The sequence below is a fragment of the Streptomyces sp. AM 2-1-1 genome, assembly GCF_029167645.1.
Taxonomy (GTDB): domain Bacteria; phylum Actinomycetota; class Actinomycetes; order Streptomycetales; family Streptomycetaceae; genus Streptomyces.
This window is the reverse complement of sequence record NZ_CP119147.1, coordinates 1,678,132-1,701,143: the sequence shown is the minus strand read 5'-3', so window position 1 is coordinate 1,701,143 and position 23,012 is coordinate 1,678,132. Positions and strand designations below refer to the sequence as shown.

At 71.8% G+C, this 23,012-nt stretch carries 16 protein-coding genes and 1 pseudogene; 13 read left to right on the top strand and 4 right to left on the bottom strand.

Going from position 1 to position 23,012, the window contains the following annotated elements; all coding sequences use genetic code 11:
- The first annotated feature begins 20 nt into the window (after positions 1–20).
- Positions 21–1,991: an ATP-dependent DNA helicase gene (locus tag PZB77_RS07130; RefSeq protein ID WP_275491728.1), complete on the top strand. Its 1,971-nt coding sequence runs from the start codon at positions 21–23 to the stop codon at positions 1,989–1,991.
- A 144-nt stretch (positions 1,992–2,135) separates the two neighbouring features.
- Here PZB77_RS07130 and lexA read toward each other — a convergent pair whose 3' ends face one another.
- Complete coding sequence (gene lexA, locus PZB77_RS07125; RefSeq protein WP_275491727.1) at positions 2,136–2,933, bottom strand: transcriptional repressor LexA; 798 nt, start codon at positions 2,931–2,933, stop codon at positions 2,136–2,138.
- A gap of 546 nt (positions 2,934–3,479) precedes the next feature.
- Here lexA and nrdR point away from each other — a divergent pair.
- The 3 genes from nrdR to PZB77_RS07110 all read left to right on the top strand — a co-directional run bounded on the left by nrdR (position 3,480) and on the right by PZB77_RS07110 (position 8,355).
- Positions 3,480–3,986: a transcriptional regulator NrdR gene (nrdR, locus tag PZB77_RS07120; RefSeq protein WP_275491726.1), complete on the top strand. Its 507-nt coding sequence runs from the start codon at positions 3,480–3,482 to the stop codon at positions 3,984–3,986.
- Positions 3,987–4,146: 160 nt separating this feature from the next.
- Positions 4,147–7,041, top strand: a complete 2,895-nt coding sequence (locus PZB77_RS07115; protein ID WP_275491725.1) for a vitamin B12-dependent ribonucleotide reductase — start codon at positions 4,147–4,149, stop codon at positions 7,039–7,041.
- A gap of 369 nt (positions 7,042–7,410) precedes the next feature.
- Positions 7,411–8,355: a hypothetical protein gene (locus PZB77_RS07110; RefSeq protein WP_275491724.1), complete on the top strand. Its 945-nt coding sequence runs from the start codon at positions 7,411–7,413 to the stop codon at positions 8,353–8,355.
- 205 nt (positions 8,356–8,560) lie between these two features.
- Here PZB77_RS07110 and PZB77_RS07105 read toward each other — a convergent pair whose 3' ends face one another.
- Together PZB77_RS07105 and PZB77_RS07100 are read right to left on the bottom strand one after the other, a co-directional pair.
- Complete coding sequence (locus PZB77_RS07105; RefSeq protein ID WP_275491723.1) at positions 8,561–9,109, bottom strand: TerD family protein; 549 nt, start codon at positions 9,107–9,109, stop codon at positions 8,561–8,563.
- 373 nt (positions 9,110–9,482) lie between these two features.
- Positions 9,483–9,695, bottom strand: a pseudogene (locus PZB77_RS07100) (hypothetical protein); the annotation flags it as partial.
- A 134-nt stretch (positions 9,696–9,829) separates the two neighbouring features.
- Here PZB77_RS07100 and PZB77_RS07095 point away from each other — a divergent pair.
- From PZB77_RS07095 to PZB77_RS07070, 6 genes are all read left to right on the top strand, one after another.
- On the top strand, positions 9,830–10,438 hold the full coding sequence (locus tag PZB77_RS07095; protein ID WP_275491722.1) for a DUF4937 domain-containing protein: 609 nt from the start codon (positions 9,830–9,832) through the stop codon (positions 10,436–10,438).
- 77 nt (positions 10,439–10,515) lie between these two features.
- On the top strand, positions 10,516–11,175 hold the full coding sequence (locus PZB77_RS07090; RefSeq protein WP_275491721.1) for a histidine phosphatase family protein: 660 nt from the start codon (positions 10,516–10,518) through the stop codon (positions 11,173–11,175).
- Positions 11,176–11,365: 190 nt separating this feature from the next.
- On the top strand, positions 11,366–12,280 hold the full coding sequence (locus tag PZB77_RS07085) for an ADP-ribosylglycohydrolase family protein (RefSeq protein ID WP_275491720.1): 915 nt from the start codon (positions 11,366–11,368) through the stop codon (positions 12,278–12,280).
- Positions 12,281–12,599: 319 nt separating this feature from the next.
- Positions 12,600–14,504: a DUF4173 domain-containing protein gene (locus PZB77_RS07080; protein WP_275491719.1), complete on the top strand. Its 1,905-nt coding sequence runs from the start codon at positions 12,600–12,602 to the stop codon at positions 14,502–14,504.
- Between the two features lie 218 nt (positions 14,505–14,722).
- Positions 14,723–15,433 (top strand): ribonuclease HII, encoded by a 711-nt coding sequence (locus PZB77_RS07075; protein WP_275491718.1) that lies wholly within the window; start codon positions 14,723–14,725, stop codon positions 15,431–15,433.
- A 58-nt stretch (positions 15,434–15,491) separates the two neighbouring features.
- Positions 15,492–16,103, top strand: a complete 612-nt coding sequence (locus PZB77_RS07070; RefSeq protein WP_275495942.1) for a hypothetical protein — start codon at positions 15,492–15,494, stop codon at positions 16,101–16,103.
- Positions 16,104–16,671: 568 nt separating this feature from the next.
- Here the strand turns inward: PZB77_RS07070 and PZB77_RS07065 are convergent.
- Complete coding sequence (locus tag PZB77_RS07065; protein WP_275491717.1) at positions 16,672–17,310, bottom strand: hypothetical protein; 639 nt, start codon at positions 17,308–17,310, stop codon at positions 16,672–16,674.
- Positions 17,311–17,643: 333 nt separating this feature from the next.
- Here PZB77_RS07065 and PZB77_RS07060 point away from each other — a divergent pair, with 333 nt between their 5' ends.
- The 3 genes from PZB77_RS07060 to PZB77_RS07050 all read left to right on the top strand — a co-directional run bounded on the left by PZB77_RS07060 (position 17,644) and on the right by PZB77_RS07050 (position 22,577).
- Positions 17,644–19,803 (top strand): RecQ family ATP-dependent DNA helicase, encoded by a 2,160-nt coding sequence (locus PZB77_RS07060; RefSeq protein WP_275491716.1) that lies wholly within the window; start codon positions 17,644–17,646, stop codon positions 19,801–19,803.
- A gap of 305 nt (positions 19,804–20,108) precedes the next feature.
- Positions 20,109–21,479, top strand: a complete 1,371-nt coding sequence (locus PZB77_RS07055) for a DUF4192 domain-containing protein (RefSeq protein ID WP_275491715.1) — start codon at positions 20,109–20,111, stop codon at positions 21,477–21,479.
- A 336-nt stretch (positions 21,480–21,815) separates the two neighbouring features.
- Entirely contained in the window at positions 21,816–22,577 is a 762-nt protein-coding gene (locus PZB77_RS07050) for an NUDIX domain-containing protein (RefSeq protein ID WP_275491714.1), read from the top strand.
- The last annotated feature ends 435 nt before the right edge of the window (positions 22,578–23,012 follow it).

Sequence of the window (23,012 nt, the reverse complement as noted above, 5' to 3'; positions counted from 1 at the left end):
CGCCGTAGGCTGGTACGGCTATGACGAAGCCATCCCTCACCGAGCTCCTCCACGCCGCCGTCACCGCCGTCGGCGGTTCGGAACGGCCCGGCCAGGCGGCGATGGCCGCGGCCGTCGCCGGGGCCGTGGACGACAACGCGCACCTCCTCGTCCAGGCCGGCACGGGCACCGGCAAGTCCCTCGGCTATCTCGTCCCCGCGCTGGCGCACGGGGAGAGGGTCGTGGTCGCCACGGCCACCCTCGCCCTCCAGCGCCAGCTCGTGGAGCGGGACCTGCCGCGCACCGTGGAGGCGCTGCACCCGCTGCTGCGCCGCCGCCCCCAGTACGCGATGCTCAAGGGGCGCTCCAACTACCTCTGTCTGCACCGCCTCCACGAGGGCGTTCCGCAGGACGAGGCGGAAGGGCTCTTCGACCAGTTCGAGGCGGCGGCGCCCTCCAGCAAGCTCGGCCAGGACCTGTTGCGGCTGCGCGACTGGTCGGACGAGACCGAGTCCGGCGACCGTGACGACCTGACCCCCGGTGTCTCGGACCGTGCCTGGGCCCAGGTCTCCGTCTCCTCCCGGGAATGCCTCTCCGCCTCGAAGTGCGCGTACGGCGCCGAGTGCTTCGCGGAGGCCGCCCGGGAGCGGGCCAAGCTGGCCGACGTGGTGGTCACCAACCACGCCCTGCTCGCCATCGACGCGATCGAGGGGGCACCGGTCCTTCCGCCGCACGAGGTGCTGATCGTCGACGAGGCGCACGAGCTGGTCTCCCGCGTCACCGGCGTCGCGACCGGCGAGCTCACCCCCGGCCAGGTCGGCCGGGCGGTGCGGCGCGCCGCCAAGCTGGTCAACGAGAAGGCGGCCGACGCGCTCCAGACCGCGTCGGAGGGGTTCGAGCGCGTCATGGAGCTCGCCCAGCCCGGCCGGCTCGAAGAGGTACCCGAAGACCTCGGACACGCGCTGATGCTGCTGCGCGACGCCGCCCGCACCGTGATCTCCGCGCTCGGCTCCACCCGGGACAAGTCCGTGCAGGACGAGGACGCAGTCCGCAAGCAGGCGCTGGCATCGGTCGAGTCCATTCACGCGGTGGCGGAGCGGATCACCCAGGGCTCCGAATGGGACGTCGTCTGGTACGAACGCCACGACCGGTTCGGCGCGTCGGTGCGGGTGGCCCCGCTCTCCGTCTCCGGGCTGCTGCGCGAGAAGCTCTTCGCCGATCGCTCGGTGGTGCTGACCTCGGCCACCCTGAAGCTCGGCGGGGACTTCAACGGGGTCGGCGCCTCCTTGGGCCTCGCCCCCGAAGGCACCGCGGGGGAGGACGTCCCGCAGTGGAAGGGGCTCGACGTCGGCTCCCCCTTCGACTACCCGAAACAGGGGATCCTCTACGTCGCCCGCCATCTGGCCACCCCGGGCCGGGAGGGCTCCCGCACCGACATGCTGGACGAGCTGGCTGAACTCGTGGAGGCCGCCGGAGGCCGCACCCTCGGGCTCTTCTCCTCGATGCGCGCGGCCCAGGCGGCGGCCGAGGAGCTGCGCGGGCGGCTGGAGAAGCCGATCCTGCTCCAGGGGGAGGAGACCCTCGGCGAGCTGATCAAGAACTTCGCCGCCGACCCGGAGACCTGTCTCTTCGGCACCCTGTCGCTCTGGCAGGGCGTCGACGTGCCGGGCGCCGGGTGCCAGTTGGTGGTCATGGACCGCATCCCCTTCCCCCGGCCCGACGACCCGCTGATGAGCGCCCGCCAGAAGGCCGTGGAGCAGGCGGGCGGGAACGGCTTCATGGCCGTGGCCGCCACCCACGCCGCACTGCTGATGGCACAGGGAGCCGGCCGCCTCGTCCGGGCCACCGGCGACAAGGGCGTGGTGGCGGTCCTCGACCCCCGTCTCGCCAACGCCCGGTACGGCAGCTATCTGCGGGCCTCCATGCCCGACTTCTGGTACACCACGGACCGCAACCAGGCCCGGCGGTCACTGGCGGCGATCGACGCGGCCGCACGGGCCGAGGGGCGCTGACGCCGCCCGGGCCCGCGCCGCGCGCATGGCGGAGCCCCGGCGACCGGTCTCCGATTCTTCGGGCCGGCCACCGGGGCTCCGCATGCCAGGGCTGGGTCTTCCGGGTGGGTCCCGCGTTCGTCCGCGGAGGTGGCGCCCGGGGCGTCAGACGCGCCGGAGCACGGCCACGACCTTGCCGAGAATGGTCGCCTCGTCACCGGGGATCGGCTGGTACGCGGCGTTGTGCGGGAGGAGCCATACGTGGCCGTCCTCGCGGCGGAACCGCTTGACCGTCGCCTCGCCCTCCAGCATCGCGGCGACGATGTCGCCGTTCTCGGCGACCGGCTGACGGCGTACGGTGACCCAGTCACCGTCACAGATCGCGGCCTCGATCATGGAGTCGCCGACGACCTTGAGTACGAAGAGCTCACCGTCCCCGACCAGTTGGCGCGGGAGCGGGAAGACGTCCTCCACCGACTCCTCCGCGAGGATCGGGCCGCCGGCCGCGATCCGGCCGACCAGGGGGACGTACGAGGCGGCGGGCTTCCCGGTGGTGTCCGTCTGCTGCGAGATGGGCTGGTCCGAGCCCCGGACTTCGTACGCACGCGGACGGTGCGGGTCCCTGCGCAGGAAACCCTTGCGCTCCAGGGCCATCAGCTGATGCGCCACGGACGAGGTGCTGGAGAGGCCGACCGCCTGGCCGATCTCCCGCATCGACGGCGGGTACCCCCGGCGCTGCACCGAGTCGCGGATGACCTCGATGACCCGCCGCTGCCGGTCGGTGAGGCCCGAACTGTCGGCCCGGATACCGGGAGGTCGCCCCGGCAGGGAGCGCGCGGCCCTGGGGGGCTCCGGCCCGTCCGGGTTCGTGACAGAGTCATTCATGGCGTGCACCGGCTCAGGTCGGCTCGGAGAGCGGTGGTCCCGGGCAGTGAACGTGGCACTGTCGGCGCTGGTGGTCACATCGGCCCCTCTCGAAATGTTCTCCCTGGCTGGCACAACGGTAGTAGCTTTCGAAAGGTTGCGCCAAACACACGTTCGAGTGAAAAACGGATAAAGGCCTGCCAGGTATTCGTGACCGGGTGTATGTGCTCGCACCCCGACGGCGGGGGAATGCGGTCGTAACGGTACCGCCGCCCCCTTTGCACGGTTGTGTCGGGGCTTTCTCCAGCCCTTCCCGCGGCGGACGGCGAAGGGGCTTCCGGGGGCGCGGGCGGGGTGGCCGCCGAACCCCGGGAAGCCGCCACCCGGCGTCCCGCCGCGCGGGGGTCTCCCGTACCCTCGTGCCTTGGCCGTGCGCGGCCCGGGCGCCCCGGGCCGATCCGACACGCCTGGGGCCGAATCGAAGCAAAACCCTAGATCTAGTGGTTGGATTGCCCCCGTCGCCCAGAGGTTGTGGTCCGCGGTCCCGCGGGCATCGGCCATCCCCTATGCTGGTGACTGCTTCGAAGGGCCCCGAACAGGCTCGGCGAGGCCTATCACTCGTGCCGTGAAGGAGCCTTGGGAACTATGCACTGCCCCTTCTGCAGGCACCCCGACAGCAGGGTCGTCGACAGCCGTACGACGGACGACGGCACGTCGATCCGGCGTCGCCGGCAGTGCCCCGACTGCTCCCGCCGGTTCACCACGGTGGAGACCTGTTCGCTCATGGTCGTCAAGCGCAGCGGGGTCACCGAGCCCTTCAGCCGCACCAAGGTCATCTCCGGCGTCCGCAAGGCGTGCCAGGGGCGGCCGGTCACCGAGGACGCCCTCGCCAAGCTCGGCCAGCGGGTCGAGGAGGCGGTGCGCGCCACCGGCAGCGCCGAGCTGACCACCCACGACGTGGGACTCGCCATACTCGGCCCCCTGCGGGAACTCGACCTCGTCGCGTACCTGCGTTTCGCGTCCGTGTACCGGGCGTTCGACTCGCTCGAAGACTTCGAGGCCGCCATCGCGGAACTGCGTGAGCGGCGGCCGCGCGCCGGAGAGGCCGGGGAGACCCCCGAGGTCCCCGCTCCCTCCGTTCCCGCCCGCTGAGCGGTACACGCCGTCCGGCTGAGGTCTGCCGGACGGCGGCAGGGTGGTCCACAGACCTGCTTTCGGCGCCGAGGGCGGCGTCGGAGCACCAGACAGAACACCGTGCCCCGGGAAGAACTGGGCACTTCAGGGCGTTTTTGCCCACGTATGGGAGGCGGCAATGACAGAGACGACGAGCGGCCCGGCACGGAATTCCCGCACCAAGGGGATCAAGCCGAGCAAGGGTCTGCGTATCGAGCGCATCCACACCACCCCCGGCGTGCATCCGTACGACGAGGTGGCGTGGGAGTCCCGTGACGTCGTCATGACCAACTGGCGCGACGGCTCGATCAACTTCGAGCAGCGTGGCGTCGAGTTCCCCGACTTCTGGTCGGTGAACGCGGTCAACATCGTCACCAGCAAGTACTTCCGCGGAGCTGTCGGCACGCCGCAGCGCGAGACCGGTCTGCGTCAGCTGATCGACCGGATCGTGACGACCTACCGCAGGGCCGGCGAGGAGCACCAGTACTTCGCCTCCCCCGCGGACGCCGAGATCTTCGAGCACGAGCTGGCCTACGCGCTCCTGCACCAGGTCTTCAGCTTCAACTCCCCGGTCTGGTTCAACGTCGGCACCCCCCAGCCGCAGCAGGTCTCCGCCTGCTTCATCCTCTCCGTCGACGACTCCATGGAGTCGATCCTCGACTGGTACAAGGAAGAGGGGATGATCTTCAAGGGCGGCTCCGGCGCCGGCCTGAACCTCTCCCGCATCCGTTCCTCCAAGGAGCTCCTCTCCTCCGGCGGCAACGCCTCGGGCCCGGTCTCCTTCATGCGCGGTGCCGACGCCTCCGCCGGAACGATCAAGTCCGGCGGCGCCACCCGCCGTGCGGCCAAGATGGTCATCCTCGACGTCGACCACCCCGACATCGAGAACTTCATCGAGACCAAGGTGAAGGAAGAAGAGAAGATCCGCGCCCTGCGCGACGCGGGCTTCGACATGGACCTGGGCGGCGACGACATCACGTCCGTCCAGTACCAGAACGCCAACAACTCCGTCCGCGTGAACGACGAGTTCATGAAGGCCGTGGAGGCCGGCGGGAAGTTCGGCCTGCGCGCCCGCATGACCGGCGAGGTCATCGAAGAGGTCGAGGCGAAGTCCCTCTTCCGCAAGATGGCCGAGGCCGCCTGGGCCTGTGCCGACCCGGGCATCCAGTACGACGACACCATCAACGCCTGGCACACGTGCCCGGAGTCCGGGCGCATCAACGGCTCGAACCCGTGCAGCGAGTACATGCACCTGGACAACACCTCGTGCAACCTCGCCTCGCTCAACCTCATGAAGTTCCTCAAGGACGACGGCGAGGGCCACCAGTCCTTCGAGTCCGAGCGCTTCGCCAAGGTCGTCGAGCTGGTCATCACGGCGATGGACATCTCGATCTGCTTCGCGGACTTCCCGACGCAGAAGATCGGCGAGAACACCCGCGCCTTCCGCCAGCTCGGCATCGGCTACGCCAACCTCGGCGCCCTGCTGATGGCGACGGGCCACGCGTACGACAGCGAGGGCGGCCGCGCGCTCGCCGGCGCCATCACCTCGCTGATGACCGGTACCTCCTACCGCCGCTCCGCCGAGCTCGCCGCAGTCGTCGGCCCGTACGACGGCTACGCCCGCAACGCCGAGCCCCACCAGCGCGTCATGCAGCAGCACGCGGACGCCAACACCAAGGCCGTCCACGTGGACGACCTGGACTCGCCGATCTGGGCCGCGGCCACGGAGGCCTGGCAGGACGTGATCCGTCTCGGCGCGAAGAACGGTTTCCGTAACGCCCAGGCGTCCGTCATCGCCCCGACCGGCACCATCGGTCTGGCGATGTCCTGCGACACCACCGGCCTGGAGCCCGACCTCGCCCTGGTCAAGTTCAAGAAGCTGGTCGGCGGCGGCTCCATGCAGATCGTCAACGGCACCGTGCCGCAGGCGCTGCGCCGCCTCGGCTACCAGCCGGAGCAGATCGAGGCGATCGTCGCCCACATCGCGGAGAACGGGAACGTCGTCGACGCCCCGGCCCTGAAGACTGAGCACTACGAGGTCTTCGACTGCGCCATGGGCGAGCGTTCCATCTCGGCCATGGGCCACGTCCGGATGATGGCGGCCATCCAGCCGTGGATCTCCGGCGCGCTCTCCAAGACCGTGAACCTGCCGGAGACGGCCACGGTCGAGGACGTCGAAGAGGTCTACTTCGAGGCGTGGAAGATGGGCGTCAAGGCGCTCGCCATCTACCGCGACAACTGCAAGGTCGGCCAGCCCCTCTCCGCGAAGACCAAGGAGAAGGAGAAGGCGGCGGTCACCGCCAAGGCCGAGGAGACCATCCGCACCGCGGTCGAGAAGGTCGTCGAGTACCGCCCGGTCCGCAAGCGTCTGCCCAAGGGCCGTCCGGGGATCACCACCTCCTTCACGGTCGGTGGCGCCGAGGGTTACATGACCGCCAACTCCTACCCGGACGACGGTCTCGGCGAGGTCTTCCTGAAGATGTCGAAGCAGGGCTCCACCCTCGCCGGCATGATGGACGCCTTCTCCATCGCCGTCTCGGTCGGTCTGCAGTACGGCGTCCCGCTGGAGACGTACGTCTCCAAGTTCACCAACATGCGCTTCGAGCCGGCCGGTATGACGGACGACCCGGACGTGCGGATGGCGCAGTCGATCGTCGACTACATCTTCCGTCGCCTGGCGCTCGACTTCCTGCCCTTCGAGACCCGCTCGGCCCTCGGCATCCACTCGGCCGAGGAGCGTCAGCGTCACCTCGACACCGGCTCCTACGAGCCGTCCGAGGAGGACGACGTCGACACGGAGGCGCTGGCCCAGTCGGCCCCGCTGCACGTGGAGCCGCTCAAGGCCGTCGCCGCCCCGGTCCAGGCCGCCGAGAAGCCGGCGCCCCGCACCGCGCACACCTCGGCCGAGCTGGTCGAGATGCAGCTCGGCATCAGCGCCGACGCCCCGCTCTGCTTCTCCTGCGGGACGAAGATGCAGCGCGCCGGTTCCTGCTACATCTGCGAGGGCTGCGGCTCGACCAGCGGTTGCAGCTGACACCGAGCGCCTTGAGGGCGTGAAGTAGCTGGTCAGGGCGGTGGAGCCGATCTCGCGGCTTCACCGCCCTGACGCTCGTGACGCCTGGCTGTTGAGTGTGATGCAACCCGCCCGCGAGTCGAGGGCTTGTCGCGACGATTGCTGTCGTGGCAGGCTCCGAGCCATGATCAAGAGAATCGAGTCCTCCGTCCGCCGATGAGCGAGACGACCGGGACGGGACTGCCCGGGTCACCGACATCGCTGTTCGATCACGCCCTCCGGCTACATCAGTTGGCTCCAGGGGAGCCACTTCCGCGCGACGGGGAACCATTTCCCGACGACGAGTCGCACCGTCGTCGGCGAGGCCCGAAGGCGCCTGAGGACCGGCACTTGGCCGGCAAGGACGTTGCCCTCGTCCTGGACGCGCATTTCGCCAGGGCTTCGGCCCTGCCCAGCGAATTGGCCGATGCCTTCCACGACGTCTACGTCCCGATTCACCGGAACAGGCACATTGCCGCTGCGGCTGAGCGGGCGGGCAGAGAACGTGTTCGCCAAACGGGCCGCTGGTTGGTCCGATGCGGGACCGATCGATGCGCGGTCACCGTTGGACTTGCCCTGCTGGCTGCCGTGGGCACAGCCGACGACATCCCGCTGATTCAGACGATCGGGCTGCTTTCCCACCGCTTCGGGCCACTCGCGGCGCACGCATTCGCGCGACAGACAGGGGGAGTCGAGGCCCTGCTTTGGCTGGCCGAGCGCGTCACCGGCTGGGGACGCGTCCACGTCGTCGAAACGCTCTGCAGACTCGACGATCCGGCTGCCCGGCCCTGGCTGCTTCGCAGAGCCTGTGACGGCGATTTCCTCAATGGATACTTCGCCGGCAACGTCGCCACAGTCGCCAAACTCCATGAGGCACTGGCAGACCTCGACGATGACAGCGAGATGGTCGACCACGTCGGTCGCCTGCTCCATCAGATGAGTGACTGCGGGGGGATGGGACTCACCCTCGCTCACTACCCCCATTCGGGAACGGTCCTGGAAGCTCATGCTCGCCATGTGGGTCTGCTCAGCCCGACGATCGAGCGCTATTTCACGATCGCGTTGCTCGCCCAGCACCTGACGACAGAGCCTCCCGAGGCTGCGGGATGCACTGCGGCGCAGCAGGAAACGCTCCGGGCGACCTACCTTGAGGTGCTCGACCGAGAACAGTGGACCCAGGCCGCCCGTGCCGGGCTCGCGACGGATGACAACCGGATGCGATGGCTCGCCGATCACCGGGCGCCCCAGTTGAGGCTGCGTGCGTTTCCCGATCGTGGATCGGATGCCGGGGAATAGCGCACGCCAGGAACAAGTGGTCTCCGCCAGTATCCGTCCGCTCACCCGGGGGACCCCCGGGTGAGCGGTGCATGACCGCCGAGGGCGGCGGGCCCGGGAGACCGGGACCGCCGCCCTCGGCGGTCATGCGACAGGGTGCTCCCACCGGGTGCCGTCACCTGGCGGGTGTTCTCCGGCGATGCGCTTCCGTCCTGCCGGGAAGCGCTCAGACGGGCGGCGTTCCGGCGCCCATTTCCGCGGCGAAGGCGCTGGGTTCGCCGTCGAAGCCCTGCAGTACGGAGTGGAAGGTCCAGATCCCCGCGCCGTCCCGGGTGAACTCCGCCACGACCGCCGCCGTGTCCGAGGCCACGCGCGAGAAGTCGTCCTCGGCCAGTTCGGTGTACCCCTCGCGGATCTGCACACCGGTCCCGGCCACCGCGCCGAACGTCTTGCGGCCGTCGCGCTGCTGGATCGCCACACCGACGACGACCCGTACGTACCGCTCGGCGAGCCGGCCGAGTTCCAGGGTCATCACCTCGTCGAACCCGAACCCCTGGCCGTTCCGGCTGTCCCGGTTGAGGGTGATCGTGCCGTCGGGGGAGCGGCTGTCGAAGTGCACGAGGTAGGCGGGGTCGCCGAAGGGGGCGTCGGCGACGTAGGTGCCCGCGATGATGTCCAGGTCGTTGGGGGGTTCACCGAGTTCGCTGGGGTCCCATTTGAGCCGTACTTCGACCTTGTCGATGTCCTTGTCGGGAGTGCTGTTGGGGGTGCTCATCGGACTTCCTCTCATGCCGCCGTGCCACCGGTCCTACCACCTGATGATGTCCATAACGCATCCCGGATCCAACCGCGTTGGTCCCGGGCAGCCGGATCGGGCCATGTCCGGCCAGAAGTGGCGCGAAGCGGTCCGTCCCGCCTGCGCCTTCCTGTGCGGGCCTGCTGCTGCCTTCCTGCGGGGCCCTGCCCCCTGCCTTCCCCGTAACGGCCCCGTATCGGCCCTCTCGGTGCCGACCGGCCTGTCCCGTCAGTGGGGTATGCGTCTGGCGCGGTGCAGGGCCGTCTCTCGCGGAGAAGGCTTCGATCCTGCTGCTGCTCCGCCGCATCGGCCGGGTGTCCTCGATGCGGTCGAGACAGAGGCAGTTGCGCTCCTGCGCGGGCGCGACCGCGTCGAGGTGGAGAGCTCCCTCGTGCGGCGACCCGGAGAGCGGGAATGCGCCGAGGCGGGCGCCGTCCCGCTCCAGTGCGGCGATGTCCTCCCGCACGAGACCGTGGCCGACCCCGTGGAAGGCGGCCACGCCGAAGCCCGCGGAGACGATCAGCCGTTGTGCCAGGTCGATCCCGGCGAGCGCGGCGACGGAGGCGGGAGAAGGGCGGACGAGCGCGCGAACCGGTCATGGAGATCATTCTGTGGCTCCCGTCCCGGAGGAGGTGAGGAGTTCGGACCCACTCTGCCGGAGAGTGACCCGCGCCACGCCCGGAGCCGTAGGATTGAGCGGTGCTGGTCAAGTGGATGCGCTGTGCCGTGGTGGACCGTCCTGGGTTCGAACAGGCGCAGCGACAGGGGGCGGGGCTGCTCGATGAGCCGGGGTTCCGAGGGCAGGGCGGCGGGTGGAGCCGAAGGCACCCGGACATCGCCCACGTCTTCGCGTTCTGGGAGAACCGGGTCTTCTACGACTCCTCCGCAGCGCGGACCGGGGACGGCACCCCGGCGGGGCGTCCGGGCGCGTACCGGGACGCACAGGTCAAGCTGTTCGAGCACCGCTTCGACGTGAAGACGGGCTTCGAGCCCGACTTCACCGATGCCGACGTCGTCCGGGTGGCCCACAGCAAGGTCCGCGAGGACCGGGTGGAGCACTTCGCGCTCATGCAGTACCGGGTCTGGAACCCGGCCATGGCGGGCTCCCCGGGGATGCTGCGGGGAGTTTTCGGGGAGGCCCCGGGCCACGAGTTCCTGGTGCTGTCCATGTGGCAGTCGAGCGCGGAGCGCGGGAAATACCGGCTCCAGAGCGCCGAGCGGCTGTCGGAACGCGCCGAGACGGAGGCCGACGTACTGGCGCTGACCGGGGACGTGGTCCAGCTGGAACCCTCCTGGACGGTCGCCTGACCCCGTCGTCGCGCCCGGCAGCCCGCGCGCGGCTGTTCGAACGAGGCGAATGTGTGCGCAGCCCGTAGGGTTTTCCCATGGCACGACCGCAGCGCATCGTCCTCGTTCGGCATGGAGAGTCCGAGGGCAACGCAGACGACACGGTGTACGAGCGTGAGCCCGACCACGCCCTGCGGCTGACGCCCACCGGGCTGCGCGAGGCGGAGGCGGCGGGCTTCCGGCTGCGCGAGACCTTCGGCGATGAGCGGGTGAGCGTCTACATCTCCCCCTACCGCCGCACCCACGAGACCTTCCGCGCCCTCGGCCTCGACCTCAGCCGGGTGCGGGTGCGCGAGGAGCCCCGGCTGCGGGAACAGGACTGGGGCAACTGGCAGGACCGGGACGACGTGCGGCTCCAGAAGGCGTACCGGGACGCCTACGGGCACTTCTTCTACCGCTTCGCCCAGGGTGAGTCCGGTGCGGACGTCTACGACCGGGTCGGCGCCTTCCTGGAGAGCCTGCACCGGAGCTTCCAGGACCCCGACCACCCACCGAACGTGCTGCTCGTGACGCACGGGCTGACGATGAGACTGTTCTGCATGCGCTGGCTGCACTGGTCGGTCGCCGAGTTCGAGTCGCTCTCCAACCCGGGAAACGGCGAGACCCGGACCCTGCTGCTGGGACCCGACGGCCGCTACACGCTCGACCGTCCGTTCGCGCGCTGGCGGACCCCGGAGCCGTACGGCATCACGGGATAGGGCGGACCGGGCGCACGGCGGGCCGGTCGCGCGGGACGGCATCACGGGACGAAGCGGACCGGTCGCGCGGGACGGCGCGCACCCGCCGTAGGTGAGGGAAGGACTCGTTGCGCCGGACGGAGCGGACTCCGCACCGCGGGACGGAACGGACCCGGTCCCGTGCGGCGTCCCTGGATAGAGTGGGGGGACGATGGCCTCTTACTCCTCCGAAACCTTCGGACGTCGGTACGCACGCACCCTCGCCAGCCTGCGCGGCCTCTCCGTCGGAGACGCCCTGGGCTCCCAGTTCTTCGTCCCCGTGAACTACCCGCTGCTGCGGAGCCGCACCCTGCCCCCCGGGCCGTGGCAGTGGACCGATGACACCGAGATGGCCTGCTCGGTGGTGGCCGTGCTCGCCGAGCACGGCCGCGTCGACCAGGACGCGCTGGCCCGCTCCTTCGCCGAGCACCACGACTTCGACCGCGGCTACGGCCCCGCGGTCAACCGGATGCTGCGGCTCGTGCGCGAGGGCGGTGACTGGCGGGAACTCGCCGCGGGGCTGTTCCAGGGCCAGGGATCCTGGGGCAACGGTTCCGCCATGCGCATCGCCCCACTCGGTGCCTGGTACGCCGACGACCCCGAGCAGGCCACCCACCAGGCCGAGATCTCCTCGTACACCACCCACCAGCACCGCGAGGCCGTGGCCGGGTCGATGGCCGTGGCTGCCGCAGCGGCGCTCGCCGCTTCCCCCGGCGGGCCGCCCCCGCCGGAAGAACTGCTCGACACGGTGATCGCACTGCTGCCGCGCAGCGCGGTGGTGGCCGGGCTGCGGCGGGCGAAGGACATGCTCGACTACGAGGACCCCACGACGGTCGCCGCCGTCCTCGGCAACGGCCGCCGTACCAGCGCCCAGGACACGGTTCCCTTCGCCCTGTGGTCGGCGGCTCGCGCCCTCGGCTCGTACGAGGACGCGTTCTGGGTCACCGCCCAGGCGGGCGGCGACGTGGACACCACCTGCGCCATCGTCGGCGGGATCGTCGCGGCGGGCGCGGCCGGTGCCCCGCCGGCCGCGTGGCTGCGGCAGACCGAGGCCCCGCCGTCCTGGGTGCCCGCCGAACCCCGCTGATCCCTTCCGGCCGGGTCCGACCGTGCGACCCGTCGCACTCCGCGGTCGTCGCGCATGTGCACGGACCCGCACCCCCGGGAGCGGGGAGCGACGCGTACCGCCCCCGTGTCACGGTCCTGCCACAGGGGAGCCGAGGCCGGTGCGCGCGGCTGGTGCGCCGCTACTGTTTCGGCCACGCGTCCGCCGGTGAGCTCCACCGGCGCGCGAGCTTCTGTCCTCGCGCGCCCAGGAGATCCGCGCCGGCGCGCCCGAGGAACGAGACAGCGGGTGACGCGCCGGGCCACGGCCGTACGGCGGGCCCGCGCGGGGGAGGGGTCCCATGACCACGTCCGATCAGTCGCCAGATCTGCCACCCGGGATACCCGGACCGCCGGACGCGTCCCGGGCAGCCCCATCGGCGGCCGCGCCGCCCGCGCAGTCCGCCGACGGCACGCCCGCGCAGGCCGCGGGCTCGCCGCCCGGCGGGTCCGCCCAGCAGCCCGGCGGGTCCGCCCAGCAGCCCGGCGGGTCCGCCCGGCAGCCCGGCGGGTCCCTGGGGCAGCGACCCCCGGGTCGCGCGCAGCAGCCCGGTGGCGCCGCGTACCCCTCTGCGTACCCGCATCCGGGGGCGGGGCCCGGAGATCGGCCGGGACCCGGTGGCCCCGGGCGGACCCGTCCGGCGAAGCCCGGGGGGTTCGCGCGCATCCGCCCCGTCGCCCCCCTGCCCGTCAGCGGCGCGACGCTCGGGGCGGTTCTGGCCACCGGCGTTCTCAGCGCGCTCCTGCTCGGCGACGGCCTGGGGATCAACCTTCTCCTCGTGGCGCTGCCCGCCGCCGTCGCCGCCTGGCTGGAGGCGCGCAGGGCGGGGCGCCGGGCACGCGCGTGGACACTGACCTGGGCGGTCGGCGGCCTCGCGCTGCTGGCGGTCCCCGCCTTGCTGGACGCGGGGTGGCCGACCTTCCTCGCCGTGGTGTCCGCCGCCGCGCTGGGCTCGCTCGCCCTGCACGGCAACCGGAGCTGGCTCGGCGTCATCGCGGGCTCCCTGGGCATCGTGGACGCCGTGGTCCCGGCCGTCGGGTGGGGTTGGCGCGGCATCCGGGGGCGGCTCACCGGCTCGCGGGCGCGTTGGGGCTCGGTGTTCCGGACGGTTGCCGTCGCGGTGGTGCTGCTGCTGGTCTTCGGAACGCTCTTCGCGAGCGCCGACGCGGCTTTCGCGGACCTTCTCGGCGATGTGCTGCCAGACGTCTCCCTGGCGGAGGGGCCCTGGCGGATCTTCCTCCTGGGACTCGGCCTCGCCGGTGCCCTCGCCGCCGCGCACACGGCTGCGGCCCCCGCGCACTGGGACAGGATCACCGTCCGGCCCGGTCGGGCGCGGGGGAGAGTGGAATGGGCACTTCCCCTGATCGTGCTCGACGTGCTGTTCGCCGCGTTCATCGCACTCCAGCTCGTCGTGCTCCTCGGCGGCTACGACCGTGTGCTCCGGGAGACGGGTCTGAAGCCCGCCGAGTACGCGCGCGAGGGCTTCTGGCAACTCCTCTGGGCCACCCTCCTCACCCTCCTCGTCGTCGCGCTGGCCCTCCGCATGGCCCCGCGCGGCGGCGCCCGGGACCGCCTGCTCGTCAAGGGCGTGCTCGGCACCCTCTGCGTACTGACCCTCGTCGTCGTGGCTTCGGCGCTGCGCCGCATGGACCTGTACGTGGACGCCTTCGGACTCACCCGGCTGCGCATCTCGGTCGCGGCGGTCGAACTCTGGCTCGGCGTGGTCCTGCTGCTGATCGTCGCGGCCGGAATCCTCGGCGCACGGCATCTTCCCCGGGCGGTCGCCGTCAGCGCCGCGGTGGGTGTCCTCGCCTTCGGGCTGATGTCGCCCGACCGCCTGATCGCCGAGCAGAACGTCCAGCGCTACCGGGAGGGGAAGGCCATCGACATCTCCTACCTGCAGGAGCTGTCGGCCGACGCGGTTCCCGCGCTGGACACGATCCCAGACGAGCGGATACGGGCCTGTGCGCTCCGGGAGATCCAGAGCGCGCTCCGGCGCTCGGACACACCGTGGTACGCCATGAGTCTGAGCGAGGCGCGGGCACGGGACATCCTCGCCGAACGTCCCGCTCCCTCGACCGCGACGCCGTGCTACCCGCTGGACGACTCCGTCGACCGCGACTCCGTAGATCCCGATTTTGGCGACCGCGATTTTCCCGAGCCCGATCCGTCCGACCCTGAGTACGACCCGTACGACCCCTACTGACGGGCCGGCCCGTCCGCTGCGGCTGCCGCCGACGGAAGAACCGCGCAGCCGCTGACGCGGAGTCCACCGCGGCCGGTCGGACCGGCTACGGCGAGCGTGCCCGCCCGGTCGCACACCCGGACCGGCCGGTGCGGGTGTGCGTCGGCGGGGCGGTTCGCGGGTCGGCGGGTCCCCCGGGGTGTCGCCGCTGCCCCGGTCGGCGTACGCTGACTGGCGCCATGCCGTACGAACCACCCACGCACACCGTTGAGCGCTCGCTCCGTGCCACCACCGGTGCCCGGACCGTCGCCGGTGTCGACGAAGTCGGACGCGGAGCGTGGGCAGGTCCCGTAACCGTCTGTGCGGCGGTCACCGGCCTGCGCAGGCCCCCCGAGGGACTCACCGACTCCAAGCTGATCACGCCCCGGCGCCGTGCCGAGTTGGCACCCGTCCTGCGGGACTGGGTCACCGCCTACGGTCTCGGCCATTCCTCTCCGGAGGAGATCGACGCGCTCGGGATGACGGCTGCCCTGCGGCTCGCGGCGGTGCGCGCGCTGGAAGAGCTGCCGGTCCGTCCGGACGCGGTGATTCTCGACGGCAAGCACGACTACCTCGGGAGCCCGTGGCGTGTGCGCACCGTCATCAAGGGAGACCAGTCCTGCATCGCGGTCGCTGCCGCCTCGGTCATCGCCAAGGTGCACCGCGACTCGATGATGGCGGAACTGGGCGCGGACACCGGGGAGTTCGAGGACTTCGCTTTCGCCGCCAACGCGGGATACCCGTCGCCGGTGCACCGGGCGGCGCTGGAGGAGCGGGGACCCACCCCCCACCACCGGCTGTCCTGGTCGTACCTCGACGCGCTGCCGCGGTGGCACCACCTGAAGAAGGTCCGCTTCTCCGCCGAGGCGGCAGCACTCGAAAGCGGGGGCCAGCTCGGTTTCGACTTCTGATCGCGCTTGCGCACCCACCCCGCCGACACCAGGCGTGCCGGCATTCGTACAGACAACCATTCATGCCTCTCACCTCGAGGAGCCTCAGATTCACGAGAGCGCCCAGGGTCCCCGCGTCATTCCGGCCGCCGGCCGCACCGCGTCGACCCCTCGTCCCGTTCCTGGGCCGCGTTCCGCGGCCACCCCGCGCCCCGGACACCCGGGGCCCGCACGGCCTGCCCCTCCGGTGCAGCGCCCTCGCCCCGTGCCCGGCCCGGCCGCGCACGCGGAGAACCGTTCCGTGCCGCAACTGCAGGTGATCCCGGCGCCCTCCGCCGGAGCGCTCGACGCTGCCCAGGAAGCCGTCGACCTGCTGCTCGACAACGGCCGCGCCCCCGGCGACATCCTCGTGTTCACCACGGGCGAGCAGCACCCGTGGGCCATGCACGAACTCACCTTCGGTGAGGCCGCCTACTGGGCGCAGCACGAGGCCGGCGACGACGTGTTCTTCGCGGATCTGTCGGCGGTGGGCCGTGCGGCGGCTCGGCCGGTCGTGGTCGTCGCCGTCAACGGTGAGCTCGCCGGTGAGGCGGCCGAGCGGCTGTCGCTCGCGCGGCAGCGGGCCGGCACGCTGCTGATCGTGTGCGGCGACGCGCAGTCGATCAACGCCGCGCTCGGCGCGGGCGTCTGACCCGACCGCGAACCCGCTGGGGCGGGGCCGCGCGGACACCGCCCGGCCCCGACGTGCCCCGGTCTCGAAGCGGCCGGGTCCCGAAGCGGCCGGGTCCCGAAGCGGCCGGGCCCGACCGTCCTGCCCTGGGCGGTCGGGCCCGGGGCAGGACGGAGCACGGAGTGGTCCGGAGCACGGAGTGGTCCGGAGTACGGGGTGGCTCCGAGTACGCGTGGCGGTCCGGGTGGTGGCGGTCCAGCGCGTGACCCGAGGACACCTCCCTGAACAGGTCGTTCCCGTGAGTGGCCGGTCGGCCCGGGGGTCGTTGCGGCGGTAGCTGATCGGCGGGGCGGCCGTCCCGCAACGTGATGGGGTGGCCGGCCAGGCGGTCGGTCGATCATCCGCCGAGGGGCCGTTTCGCCAGGCGGGCGAGACGGGGAGGGACGTGTTCACCGGGCGGCGGTTTCGGCGGGCGGTCGTGCGGGCGGCCGTCCGCTACGCCGGGAACCGTCCTACGACGCCGCTTCCGTCGGCCGGAGGGCTGCGGGTGTCCGGTGGGCGTGCGGCCGGCCCGCCGGGCGGGACGGGCTCAGCGGGCAGCGGCGCGCAGCATCGCCTCTGCCGCTCCACCGCCCGTACGCAGCGGTACCGGGGCGCTGGTGAAGGTCTCCGCGAGCGATGCCGGCGTGGACAGCGAATTCGGCTGCCGTCCTCCCCTGCCCTCGCCCAGCACCTGCCATCCGCCCCTGGTCAGCGTGATGTACGCCCCGCAGCGCAGCCCGTGCAGCGTGCAGGCGTCCCGCAGCCCCCACATCCAGGCGCCGTCCTCCTCCGTCCAGCGTTCGTCGCCCTCACGGCAGTAGAGCAGGACAGCCGTACGGACCGGCGTACGGCGTCGCAGGTCGTGCGGGATGACCCGCCGCAGGTGGGAGAGGAGCGCGTTGCGGAACTCCCAGCCGTCCGCTGCTCCGGAGCCTCGCCGGGTGAGGGAGGCGCTGGCGCTGAGACGTTCCTCGTGGTCGAGCACGGCGACGACGGCGGTGGCGGGGGTGGGGCGATGACGGGCGTGCAGGCCGCCGACCACGTCACGCGGGTTGCGCAGCAGGGGTATGCCCGCCGATGCCCATTCGGTGGGCTCGAGTACCCGGGCGAGACGACTGGTGGAGGCGGCCGGGTGCGAGGACGCCCACGGTGAAGTGTCTGCCGACGGTGCGAATCCGAAGGTCACGGTTCTCCCTTCGTTACGCGCCCACGGAGCGGGCAGGATGACAGAGGGCACGCCCATACGGGCCGTGGGATGACCGTGCGGGAGGCACCTCCAATTCTTCCTGGCGTATCGGCGGGCGGCAACGAGCAATTGGAACACCTGAGGGATATCCACCGTAAAGACACGGATATCCCTGCCCGCCGCGGGCTCTGATGACGCCTTTCGTCCCCTCCGAACAGCACGGCACGGAAAGAGCCTCCCGGAAGGGAGATCGGCCCTCGATCTCTCCGTACCTCTGTTCGTCACCCTGCGTGAGGTGGCCGAGCTGCCCGGGCATCGGGTTGCATGGGGGGCATGGACACCCTGGAACTCCGCACCGAAGCAGACGCCATCCTCGCCGAACTGGTCGGTGATCCGGGCGGCTCGGCGAGGCTGCGGGAGGACCAGTGGCAGGCGGTCTCGGCCCTGGTGGAGGACCGCCGCCGTGCCCTGGTGGTGCAGCGCACCGGGTGGGGCAAGTCGGCGGTGTACTTCGTCGCGACGGCCCTGCTGCGCCGGCGCGGCGCCGGTCCCACGGTGATCGTCTCCCCGCTGCTCGCCCTGATGCGCAACCAGGTCGATTCGGCTGCGCGAGCCGGGATCCAGGCGCGCACCATCAACTCGGCCAACCCGGAGGAGTGGGAGACCATCTACGGGGAGGTCGAGCGCGGCGAGACCGACGTCCTCCTCGTCAGCCCGGAACGCCTCAACTCCGTCGACTTCCGCGACCAGGTACTTCCCCGGCTCGCCGCCACCACCGGTCTGTTGGTGGTCGACGAGGCGCACTGCATCTCCGACTGGGGCCACGACTTCCGCCCGGACTACCGCCGCCTGCGGGCGATGCTCGCCGAGCTCGCCCCCGGAGTCCCGGTCCTGGCCACCACCGCCACCGCCAACGCGCGGGTCACCGCGGACGTCGCCGACCAACTGGGTACGGGTGCGGGCGAGGCACTCGTCCTGCGCGGCCCGCTGGAGCGGGAGAGCCTGCGACTCGGGGTCGTACGGCTGCCCGACGCCGCCCACCGCCTGGGCTGGCTCGCCGAGCACCTGGAGGAGCTGCCCGGTTCCGGGATCATCTACGCCCTCACCGTCGCCACCGCCGAGGAGGCCACCGCCTTCCTGCGCCAGCGCGGATTCACGGTCGCCTCCTACACCGGACGCACCGAGAACGCCGACCGGCTCCAGGCGGAGACCGACCTCCAGGAGAACCGGGTCAAGGCGCTCGTCGCCACCTCGGCCCTGGGCATGGGCTTCGACAAGCCGGACCTCGGCTTCGTCGTCCACCTCGGTTCGCCGTCGTCGCCCATCGCCTACTACCAGCAGGTCGGACGAGCCGGCCGCGGCGTGGCCCATGCCGATGTGCTGCTGCTGCCGGGCAAGGAGGACGAGGCCATCTGGCGCTACTTCGCCGACACGGCCTTCCCGCCCGAGCCGCAGGTGCGGCAGACCCTCGCGGCGCTGGAAGGCGCGGGCCGGCCCCTTTCGGTCCCCGCCCTCGAGGCGTCGGTGGATCTCCGGCGCAGCAGGCTGGAGACGATGCTGAAGGTGCTGGACGTCGACGGCGCGGTGAAGCGGGTCAAAGGCGGCTGGACGGCCACCGGCTCCCCGTGGGTGTACGACGCCGAGCGCTACGCGTGGGTGGCCCGGCAGCGAGCGGCGGAGCAGCAGGCCATGCGCGACTACGTGAGCACTTCCGGATGCCGGATGGAGTTCCTGCGCCGCCAGCTGGACGACGAGGGCGCGGCCCCCTGCGGACGCTGCGACAACTGTGCGGGAGCCTGGGCCGACTCCTCCGTCTCGGCGGAGACACTGTCGGGCGCGGCGAAGGAACTGGACCGCCCGGGCGTGGAGGTCGAACCGCGCCGGATGTGGCCCACGGGCCTCCCCCTCCTGGGCATCGAACTGAAGGGACGCATCCCGGCCAAGGAGCAGTGCTCCACCGGGCGGGCCCTGGGCCGCCTCTCGGACATCGGCTGGGGCAACCGGCTGCGCCCGCTGCTCGCCGAGAACGCGCCGGACGGGCCCGTGCCGGACGATGTCCTGCGGGCGGCGGTGGACGTCCTCGCCGACTGGGCGCGTTCCGCGGGGGGTTGGGCGTCGAACTCCCCCGAGGCCTCCGCCCGACCGGTCGGCGTCGTCGCGGTGCCGTCCCTCTCGCGCCCGCAGTTGGTCGGCTCCCTCGCCCAGGGAATCGCGGCCGTCGGCCGCCTGCCCCTCCTGGGTGCGTTGACGTACAGCGGGCCGGAGGGGGCGCACACCGCCCGGCGCAGCAACTCCGCGCAGCGCGTCCGTGCGCTGACGGGCGCCTTCACCGTCTCCGACGAGCTGAAGACCGCGCTGGCGGCTTCGCCCGGACCCGTCCTGCTGGTGGACGACTCCACCGACTCGGGCTGGACCCTCGCGGTCGCCGCACGGCTGCTTCGCCGAGCAGGCGCCGAACAGGTCCTTCCGCTGGTGCTGGCCGCCGCGGGCTGAGATGTCGGACCCTCCCGGGCGGTTGGTCCCCGGCACGGTGTCGTCCGGCGCGCGCCCGTGCCGGCGACCGCCCGGCCATCGGGCGCGGGTGAGGAACGGGCCGCGCCGACTGCCGCCGCCCGGACGGCGGGAGAAGACGGGGAGCGCCGGGGTGTCCTGGCCGACGGGTGACAGCACGTGATGCGGAGTGGTCATGCACCCATGAGAACCCCCGCTTCTGACAATCCGCCAGTGACCCTGCGTGCCTGGGGATAAGTTATCCACAGGGGGTCGCGGAAAATGGCGTGGTGCGAGACGGTCATGCCATGAACAAGCACCATGAATCCACCGGCTCCACCGGCCCCGCCGACGTTCAGCACGTCACTCTGCGTGGCCCTGCGGACCTCGCCGACGCACTTCCCTATCTGCTGGGCTTCCATCCGACGGACAGTGTCGTCATGGTGGGCCTGCACGGCGGCCGTGGCCGCTTCGGGGGTCGGCTGCGCCATGCCATTCCACCGTCGGACGCCGATTGGGCCGGGAGCGCGCAGGAGTTGGCGGACTGTCTGATCTCGGGGAGCGGGCGGCGCGGGGCCCGCCCGGACGCGATCGTCCTCTTCCTGTGTCAGGACCCGGCGCCGGGGGAGACCCCGTGCGACGTCATGGAGCGACTGCGGCCCTTCACCCAACTCCTGCGCACCGCTTGCGGCGCGCTCGACGTCCCCGTGCTGGAGGCGCTCTGCGTCTCCGGCGGCAAGTACTGGTCCTACTGCTGCCCCGACATCCGGTGCTGTCCGCCGGAGGGCACTCCGCTCGCCCTTCCGGGCACCACGGTCATGGCGGCCGCCGCCGCGTACGCAGGGATCCAAGTCAGGGGATCACTGCGCGAATTGGAGCAGCGGCTCACGCCCTGGACCGGAACCCACGCCTCGGCCCAACTCCGCGCGCTGGACGAGGTGGGAGCGGCGATGGTGGTCCGCATCCTCGACACCGACGGACGCGGGCAGGTGGCCAGGGAGACCCTGGACCTGGCCGGGGGACTGCTCCAGCGCGTCGGCGCCGTCACCGCGCCCCCGGTCGCGGGCGCGGCCGACTTCTGCGACGACGGCCTCATCAGCCATGACGAAGCGGCCGCCGTGATCCTCGGGCTCCAGGACCGCGAGACCCGGGACCGGGCCGCGCGGTGGATGGAGGGCCCGGACGCGCCCGCGGCCCTGCGCCTCTGGCGGGCACTCGCCCGGCGCTGTGTGGGCCCGTACGTGGAGCACGCCGCTGCTCCGCTGGCGCTGGCCGCCTGGGTCTCCTGGTCCACCGGGGACGAGTCCGGCGCACGGGTGGCCCTGTCGCTCGCCCTGCGGGCCGACCCGGACTACACCTTCGCCCAGCTTCTCCATCAGGCCTGCAACGAAGGCGTGGACCCGGAGAAGTTGCGGCGCTGTCTCCGGGAGGAGGAAGAAGAAGAAGCTCGGAAGGTCGCCGCCAAGACCGGTGCACCGCTCCCGCAAAAGACAGTGCCGCGCCAGGCGAGTCGCGCGGGTGCCGGTGCGTCGGCGGTTCCCTCCGCCGGCGCGCGGAGCAGGAGGATCTCCAGCCGCACCCGCCCCGTCACTCCGAGCAACCCGGGGGCGGCACGCGTTCGGCGCAGGGAGCGCCTGCCGCGGGGTCAGGAGGACAGGGACGGCACCACCGGCGGCTGAGCCGGCCCCGAGCCGAGTGCGCAGGGAGAGCCCCCGGGCTGCTCCCGCGGGGGAGCCCCGGGTTGCTCCGCCCTCGCCGGGAGAGACGGAGAGCACCCCGGTCGGCGCAGCCCGCGCCCGCGCCGACCGGGGGTGCCAGAGCGGCAGGTGGGACGGCGCGCTGGTGTGGCTTTCCGCAGGAGACCGCACCGCCCCGCCACTGGGGTGGCGGGGGCCCGCCGCCCCACCTCGCTCCTGTCCCCCACACCCGCCACCTCGCGCGGATCGCGCCGCGCCGCGTTGTCGGGCGTGCGGGATCGGAGTGTTTATCGTCAAGGAGACGACTATGATCGAGCCATGCCGTCCTACGACCCGTCGACGTTCCCGCCCTTCGCTGTCACCGTCGACCTGGTCGTGCTGACAGTCCAACGCCACGCGCTCTGCGCGCTGGTCGTGCGGCGCGGAGAAACGCCCTTTCAGGGCCGTTGGGCGCTGCCCGGCGGTTTCGTCCGCGAGGACGAGGACCTGGGCGCCGCGGCCGCGCGCGAGTTGGTCGAGGAGACCGGGCTCTGCGCACACGATCCGGCCGTTCCCTCCGCCGGCCACGGCGCGCACCTCGAACAACTGGCCACGTACGGCGCCCCGTCCCGCGACCCCCGCATGCGGGTGGTCAGCGTGGCGCATCTCGCGCTCGCGCCCGACCTCCCCGCTCCCCGGGCGGGAGGCGATGCCAACAGCGCGCGCTGGGCGCCGGTGGACGAGCTGCTCGCGGCGGACGAGGACCCGGTGGGGGAGACGGAGGCCGCACCCCTGGCGTTCGACCACGCCCGGATTCTCGCAGACGGTGTGGAGCGGGCGCGGTCCAAGATCGAGTACTCCTCGCTCGCCACAGCTTTCTGTCCGCCGGAGTTCACGGTCGGAGAACTGCGGCGCGTCTACGAAGCCGTATGGGGAGTGGTCCTGGATCCCAGGAACTTCCACCGCAAGGTCACCGGTACACCAGGATTTCTGGTGCCCTCCGGAGGCACGACGACCCGACAGGGCGGACGCCCCGCCCAGTTGTTCCGCGCGGGTTCCGCCACCGTCCTCAACCCGCCGATGCTGAGGCCGGAAGTCTGAGCCGGTAGCCGGTAGCCGGTAGCCGGTAGCCGGTAGCCGGTTGTCCGTGCCGCCGCCCCTCGGTTTCCAGTCCGCGCCCTGGAAATCGACAGGCGGCGCGGGGTCCGAGCAGCCTGGCGACGGTGCCGGCAGGCGAGGGAGCGACCTCTCGGGGTGTCGCGGCGATGACACGGCAGGGCGCGTGAGGCGCTCCGTGCGGGCAACGGATGCGACGACCTCAGCAGGTGTTGCCGCCGCGTGGATCTCGATGTCGCGGCCGATCGGGCCGGTGGGAAGCCGGACCTGCCCGGCGCCCGGCTCCGGTTGGGGAGCCAGTCAGGGCGCACTCCTGGTCCCGATGGTGGCCGGGCCGCACGTGGACAGGAACGGGACGGCCGCCTCGACGCTGTGGACAGTTCCGAGCGGTGTACACGGCGTCCCGCGCCGAGGGGGCAT